The 6202-nt window shown below is 42.6% G+C and carries 8 protein-coding genes; 4 read left to right on the plus strand and 4 right to left on the minus strand.

What is annotated here, in order from left to right; genetic code table 11:
* The first annotated feature begins 79 nt into the window (after nt 1-79).
* On the plus strand, nt 80-826 hold the full coding sequence (locus RMO52_RS11600; RefSeq protein WP_310414224.1) for a phycobilisome rod-core linker polypeptide: 747 nt from the start codon (nt 80-82) through the stop codon (nt 824-826).
* Between the two features lie 96 nt (nt 827-922).
* Here RMO52_RS11600 and RMO52_RS11605 read toward each other — a convergent pair whose 3' ends face one another.
* The 3 genes from RMO52_RS11605 to thyA all read right to left on the minus strand — a co-directional run bounded on the left by RMO52_RS11605 (nt 923) and on the right by thyA (nt 3090).
* Nucleotides 923-1459 carry a dCMP deaminase family protein gene (locus RMO52_RS11605; protein WP_309742642.1) on the minus strand — a complete coding sequence of 179 codons (537 nt, stop codon included), beginning with the start codon at nt 1457-1459 and terminating at the stop codon, nt 923-925.
* 99 nt (nt 1460-1558) lie between these two features.
* The gene (locus tag RMO52_RS11610) at nt 1559-2128 is read right to left on the minus strand and encodes a dihydrofolate reductase (RefSeq protein ID WP_309742644.1); all 570 of its coding nucleotides are present in this window, start codon (nt 2126-2128) and stop codon (nt 1559-1561) included.
* A 26-nt stretch (nt 2129-2154) separates the two neighbouring features.
* Nucleotides 2155-3090 carry a thymidylate synthase gene (thyA, locus tag RMO52_RS11615; protein WP_310414228.1) on the minus strand — a complete coding sequence of 312 codons (936 nt, stop codon included), beginning with the start codon at nt 3088-3090 and terminating at the stop codon, nt 2155-2157.
* A 479-nt stretch (nt 3091-3569) separates the two neighbouring features.
* On the opposite strand from thyA, the gene RMO52_RS11620 reads away from it, so the two are divergent.
* A complete protein-coding gene (locus RMO52_RS11620; RefSeq protein ID WP_309738822.1) occupies nt 3570-3803 on the plus strand; it encodes an HNH endonuclease signature motif containing protein in 234 nt (77 codons plus the stop codon).
* 91 nt (nt 3804-3894) lie between these two features.
* On the plus strand, nt 3895-4572 hold the full coding sequence (gene rnc, locus RMO52_RS11625) for a ribonuclease III (RefSeq protein ID WP_309738824.1): 678 nt from the start codon (nt 3895-3897) through the stop codon (nt 4570-4572).
* Between the two features lie 10 nt (nt 4573-4582).
* Here the strand turns inward: rnc and RMO52_RS11630 are convergent, their stop codons facing one another.
* Nucleotides 4583-5182: a hypothetical protein gene (locus tag RMO52_RS11630; protein WP_310414231.1), complete on the minus strand. Its 600-nt coding sequence runs from the start codon at nt 5180-5182 to the stop codon at nt 4583-4585.
* 609 nt (nt 5183-5791) lie between these two features.
* Here RMO52_RS11630 and RMO52_RS11635 point away from each other — a divergent pair.
* A partial coding sequence (locus RMO52_RS11635) for an AAA family ATPase (protein WP_310414234.1) occupies nt 5792-6202 on the plus strand: 411 nt, incomplete at its 3' end.

The raw sequence follows: 6202 nt of genomic DNA on the forward strand, positions 1-6202 counted from the left end.
CTGGGGTCGGGAGTAGACACCAAATCGGCATTATGATGAGAGAAATTGTAAAGTTTCGTAAGAAGATAACTTTAAAAATATGTCTCTTCCATTATTAGAATATTCCCCTTCGAGTCAGAATACTCGCGTCCGGGGCTATGAAGTGCCTGGGGACGAGCAGCCGCGTGTTTTCTCGACAGATAACTTACTATCCTCCGGCGAGATCGATATTCTCATTGGAGCTGCCTATCGCCAGATTTTCTTTCACGCGTTTGCTGCCGATCGCGAAAAGTTCCTAGAATCCCAGCTCCGCAGCGGTCAAATTACCGTGCGGGACTTCATTCGGGGCTTATGCTTATCCAATACTTTTACCAATAGTTTTTACAACCTCAATAACAACTATCGGTTCGTCACGCACTGCATCCAGAAGGTGCTAGGACGCGATGTGTACAACGATGCCGAAAAAATTGCTTGGTCGATCGTTATTGGCACTAAAGGTCGTGCTGGCTTCATTAACGACTTGCTCAACAGCGATGAATATCTCGAAAACTTCGGCGATAGCATCGTTCCCTTCCAACGTCGGCGAGTATTACCCTCCGGCGCAAGCGAGTTACCATTTAACATCCAATCGCCTCGCTACGATGCTTATTATCGCGGCAAACTCGGCTTCCCCAAAGCTTCTTGGCAAGCTGCTGTCCGTGGCTTCACTCCCCAAGAGAAAAAAGCCAAAGCAGGCGATCCCTCGCAGTATCTCGCAATGGCAAAAAGTTTGGGCAAGATCGGCAATCAGCCTCAAGCAATCTCACCTTACAACATTGATTACCAAAATCTAGTACCCCGTCGCTAGTTTAGCCATGTGAGTATTGACAAAGGGGGTTTCGATTTTGTTACTTTGCCTGTGGGTTGAGCGACTCGATCGAAAGCCTCTTTTGATTATCTATCCCTAACTCTCAGTTTCGACAGATGTCGGGTTTAGTAAAAATGCCGCCGAACGTTGTGCTGTTGCTGCCGATACCTGAATTGGAATCAGCTTTATCGAGCTATCTTGTAGTAACAAATCGCGAACTTTAAGATTGTCGCCACTATTAAATGTCGTCTCATAAAATACCTCGCGAATCCCAGCAGAAATAATAATTTTCAAGCAAGACAAACAAGGTTCTAACGTTACATAAATATTCGCCCCACCCGTCGAAATGCCGTGCTTAGCAGCTTGCGCGATCGCATTTGCCTCCGCATGTACCGATCGAGATGGCAAAATCTTACTCGCATTACACGCACTCAATTCGGGATAGCAAAAGCCCTGCGTCGTACAATGTACCGAACCCGATGGCGAACCATTATACCCAGTCGATAAAACTTGGCGATCTTTGACAATTACCGCACCTACTGGAAATGCTAAACAGGTAGATCTTGTAGCAGTTAATTTTGCCAACATCATGAAATATTCATCCCAAGTCGGACGCGAAGAAATATCGTACATGGGTTAGTGAATAGTGGATAGTGGATAGTGGATAGTAATTAATATTAGGGTGGGCATTGCCCACCAATTAGATTTAAGCTAATCACAATATGATAAATACTAGTATATTATCAGTGGCTTTGGCGTATATATTTGAAAAGTAAAAGGGTTTTTGCCAGCCATTGTATCGGAGAAACTATTAATAAAATGAGGTGGTAGATATGGCTCAAATTGTTTGTCGATCGATTCTGGATTGCGAGGAAAGAATGTATCGCAATCATAACTTTCATCCAAGCGAGAAAGATAGATAATATCGAGATTGACCAGATCTAGTACCTGTTGATATAGGTTGGCTCCACCACAGTAAAATACTTTAGTATCTGCTGCTAGTTCGATATCTTTACAATTAAGATCGTCAGTAAAAGTCAATTCTGCTGCTGAATATTTATCGGCAAATCGCGATCGATACTGCTCTGCTTGCGATGTGACGACGATATTTTGTCTGCCCTTTAATGGTGCTTTCTCTCGATCGAACATTCCATCAAAAGTCTTACGTCCCATCACGATCGTATTACCCATCGTCAGGTTCATAAATAGTTTCAGATCCGCTGGATAATGCCACGGCATATAACCATCCTTTCCGATACCACCATCTTTATCGATCGCTGCAATTAAAATTTTTTGTACCATAATAATTATTCCCTATTCCCTATTCCCTAAATAGCTACTGGTAATTTAATAAAGGCACCGTGTTGATAATTAACTAATTGAATCCGATCGATATCATCATAAGTCAAATCGAACATCGATCGATCGCCCAATTGACTCAAATCTAATTGCGGTAGATCGTAAGTCTCCCGACTAGCCTTCTTGTAAGGTTCGATATGATCTACATAGATATGTGCGTCAGTAATCGAGTGATAAAAATCTCCTGGTGCAAGCTCAACTTCTCGACAGATTAGTAATAATAGTAATGAATAGCAAGTTAAATTAAACGGATTGCCCACACAATGATCTGACGATCGCTGTTGGAGATGTAAATTTAGTTTACCACCTTGATAATTTAACGTAAAACTATGGTGACAAGGTGGTAACTTACTCACAGTCGCATTCGGTGGGTACCAAGCAGTAATATGCAGTCTACGCGATCGAGGATTGCGTTTTAATTCATCAATTGCCCATCTCAATTGATCGAAACATGGCAGAATTATATTTTGCTCTGCATCAATAACTAAATCGTGTCGATACTTACTGTCTGTGAGATTAACCAACGATTCACCATGGCACAAATAATTACTATCTTCGCGCCGAATCGGAGCCGCATAATCGGGAACTGGATAATATCGCCAGAACCTACCATAAGCAGTCTCTAAATTACCATCCGCATCGCTCCAAGCATCCCAAATTTTAGTATATTGCTGGAGATTGCGAATATGCGGTTCGCCAGAGAGATACCAAATCATTTCCGTCACCAAGCTCCGCCATTGAATCTTCTTGTGAGTCAAAATCGGGAAGGCTTCAGCCGTGACAGGTAGCCGATAGCTCAATCCGAATAACGAGACTGTATCGGTACCTGTGCGGTTAGTTTCTCTAGTACCCTCCGTGAGGATTCGATCGAGGATCTCTAAGTATGTCTTATCTACTATATTCATACACGAAGCTTGCGCGCCGCATAAGGGCGGTCGAGTGATTTGCCAAAGCCCATTATTATATCATTCGATCGACTCACGCGACCTTACCATTAGACGGTGGGATCGAACAGCACGAATGCCGATAACTGCGACTTTCCCCTGAAAACAAATTTTGAGTATTGACAAGTATAATTTCATACCTTATCTTTGACTCATACAGATGAATATCAATGCTTAGATGTTCGTCTCATGGGCACTATCTCCGATTCTCACGCTAGCGCATATCCAGTATTCTGGGTTAACGACTGTCTGAGGCTAAGATTTAGCCCAAGTAATCGCTGGTTCCGCATACTCGGTATGCGCTGGCGTGAGGCTTGGAGATAGTGCGTTTGAGACGGTTATGATTAAGTACAAGAGTAGAGAATTTGCTTATTTTAGCGAAGTTTCTATACTATTTTTGGTGTTTGTTTGTTAGTCCTCTCTAACAAATAGTTTCAATTATGACTCCTAATCGGAAACGATCGAATAAGAATATACTTCTCATAGAATTTGGCTCTAAATGCTGGTGGTGCGAGTGTACTTTACCATCGGATAAGTTAACTCTCGATCATCTCAAACCAAAAAGCAAAGGTGGTTCTGACTCGTTAGAAAATCTGCGATTAGCTTGCTTTCCTTGTAATAATTCTCGTGGTAATAGCCTCTATCCTCCTCAAAAAAATTGTAAATCCTGCTAGTTAAATTAACTTACATAACACAACTACTTATATCCCCGACTTCTTCAAGAAATTGGGGATCTGTGACCCATAATTTTTTAAAAATCAGATCGTGCATAAACTACTATTATTTAATGACGAAAAGCTACTGCGTCAGGCACTTACTCACCGCTCCTACGCTCACGAACACCCCGACGAAACTAGCGATAACGAACGGCTAGAATTTTTTGGAGATGCCATTCTCACATTTATCAGTGGCGAATATTTATATCAACGTCACCCTGAAATGGGAGAAGATGAAATGACGCGAAGACGTGCTGCACTTGTCGATGAAAAACAACTTGCCAAATTTGCTAATGAAGTTGGACTAGATTTCAGAATGCGATTAGGTGGTGGTTTAATTCGAGCTGGCGTTTATCAGAGTCCAAACTTGCTTAGTAGTACTTTCGAGGCTGTTATTGGAGCTTACTATTTAGATAAAGGCTGCAATATTGAGGCAATTCGTTCCTCAATCCATGAGTTATTTGATTCTGTCCCTCAAGGAACTAAGCTAAATCATTCCACTGTGGATCCAAAAAATAAATTTCAGACCTTTGTCCAGGCTAATGGTGCCACAACTCCGCCTAAATATATCACCGAAAAAAAAGGTGGTTCGGATCATAGCCCAGAATTTGTATCGAAGGTTTATGTCGGCGACAAATTATGCGGTGAGGGTAAAGGACGTAGTAAAAAAGATGCCGAGAAACAGGCTGCTGAAGCTGCGTTGGCGCAATTAAAAAAGGGAAGATAAATTTAATCTTTTAAACCCCTGTATGTCCGAATCCACCCTTGCGTTCACCTACCGTCGTCAACGCATCTACTACCCGCTCCTGCGCCACACACACCTCAAGAAACATCACCTGAGCGATGCGCGCGCCATGACTGAATAGATGTAAATCCCTACCGTGATTGACTAACCCAATCCCCACCCAGTCGGGATAGTGTTCGTCCACAATTCCTGGTGCGTTGATGACTGTAATCGAATTTTTGCACGCTAAGCCACTTCTGGGGCACACCAGCATGGTAGCAATCTTGTTGGGGTCATCCGTACTCAAACCCACCTTAAATCCCGCATTGACGATTTTTTGTTCGCCTGGAGCGAGGGTGAAAAATCGCAGTTGTGGTTCGTGTTGCTGCAATATCTCTAGCGTCAACGTTGCCGCGATTTGCTTGCCATTGATATACAGCGAACCTGTGGGATATCGATGCTGAAAGTCAGCCTGTATTGCTTTGACTGACTCCCACGCCTCGCCTGTAGGTGCGATTGGCAAATAAGCCTTCACATCCAGAGCGGCAGCACGATCCACCGCTCGTTGTGGTCTAAATTCTGGATCTGCGAGAACGTACTCAACTGAAATCACAAGGTTACTCTCCGATCGTTCTCAAACATTTTGCCACGATCTATTGCGCTAACTTAACTTTTTTTTACAAAAATATCGCTAATTTAGAAAATTAACTAATGTTTACAAATGTCCGATCGAACCAAGATTTAATTGCTGTTTCGATCGCTCATTATCGCCGATTAACGCCATTTGAGTCTACAGTTCGAGCTATCCGACTATCTGACTAGTCGCCTATGACCTTTACTCGCATCCAATCCACACGACTACGGGGAATAGTTGCAGATTATCTGCTCTCTGATTGCGTTTGAGTATTATTTGCTATTGTTGCTATTTAGTTACAAATTACCAGGCAGAGCCGACCCGCGCTGATTTTTAGCTGTAAAAGCTAGCTAAAATGCAAACAGCTCGATCGAGACATCTGCAATGAAAAATATTAAGCAAACTAAACACTCGATCGAATTGTAAATTTTCACCCATTTTCGGGAAAGTTAGCGGACAATGCTAGACGTAGCAAAAATTTTATAGATACTCACTCACATTTAACCAAAGTCAGCGTTCTAATTCCTAATTAGGAGAACCACTTACGACTTGTTTATCACACTACAAACTATTGGAGACTAGCAGATCGTGAAATTGGCAGTATATGGCAAAGGTGGGATTGGCAAATCCACCACTAGTTGCAACATCTCCGTCGCATTAGCAAAACGCGGCAAAAAAGTCTTACAAATCGGTTGCGACCCCAAGCACGATAGTACTTTCACGCTGACGGGTTTTTTGATTCCGACGATTATCGATACATTACAAGAAAAAGACTATCACTATGAAGATGTTTGGCCGGAAGATGTTATTTATAAAGGTTACGGCGGCGTAGATTGCGTCGAAGCTGGCGGGCCTCCTGCTGGTGCTGGTTGCGGTGGTTATGTAGTAGGAGAGACAGTTAAGCTGCTCAAAGAATTAAATGCTTTTGACGAGTACGACATTATTTTATTCGATGTACTTGGCGATGTGGTTTGTGGTGGTTTTGCTGCACCTCTAAAC

The sequence above is a fragment of the Chamaesiphon sp. OTE_8_metabat_110 genome (assembly GCF_031382685.1).
Lineage (GTDB): Bacteria > Cyanobacteriota > Cyanobacteriia > Cyanobacteriales > Chamaesiphonaceae > Chamaesiphon.

Coding starts and splice junctions, on each gene's coding strand:
- RMO52_RS11600 (WP_310414224.1), top strand. CDS start 80: ATGTCTCTTCCATTATTAGAATATTCCCCTTCGAGTCAGAATACTCGC.
- RMO52_RS11605 (WP_309742642.1), bottom strand. CDS start 1,459: ATGTACGATATTTCTTCGCGTCCGACTTGGGATGAATATTTCATGATG.
- RMO52_RS11610 (WP_309742644.1), bottom strand. CDS start 2,128: ATGGTACAAAAAATTTTAATTGCAGCGATCGATAAAGATGGTGGTATC.
- thyA (WP_310414228.1), bottom strand. CDS start 3,090: ATGAATATAGTAGATAAGACATACTTAGAGATCCTCGATCGAATCCTC.
- RMO52_RS11620 (WP_309738822.1), top strand. CDS start 3,570: ATGACTCCTAATCGGAAACGATCGAATAAGAATATACTTCTCATAGAA.